Genomic DNA, 377 nt, shown 5'->3' with positions numbered 1-377 from the left:
CTGCCTTTGCTGCACGACGGGCACCACCGGATGACCCCGATCCAGGCGGCCAAGCTCGGCAAGGCCCTGGAACCGTATGACCTGTTCTGGCTGGAGGACTGCACCCCGGCCGAGAACCAGGAGGCCCTGCGCCTGGTCCGGCAGCACACCACCACCCCGCTGGCCATCGGCGAGATCTTCAACACCGTGTACGACTACCAGAGCCTCATCAAGGAACAGCTGATCGACTACGTGCGGGCCGCGTCCACGCACTTCGGCGGGATCTCCCCGCTGAAGAAGGTCATGGACTTCGCCGCGCAGTACCAGATCAAGTCCGGCTTCCACGGCCCCACCGACATCTCCCCGGTCGGGTTCGCCGCGCAGCTGCACGTCGGCCT

The 377-nt window shown here is 66.3% G+C and carries 1 protein-coding gene; it reads left to right on the top strand.

All coding sequences use genetic code 11. From position 1 onward, the window contains the following. The coding region (locus J9611_RS21575) for an enolase C-terminal domain-like protein (protein WP_281414607.1) at positions 1–377 on the top strand (377 nt) is incomplete at both ends.

Source organism: Pseudarthrobacter albicanus (genome assembly GCF_018224015.1).
Taxonomy (GTDB): Bacteria; Actinomycetota; Actinomycetes; order Actinomycetales; family Micrococcaceae; genus Arthrobacter; species Arthrobacter albicanus.
The sequence above is the reverse complement of the archived record's forward strand: the minus strand, read 5'-3'. Positions and strand labels throughout refer to the sequence as shown.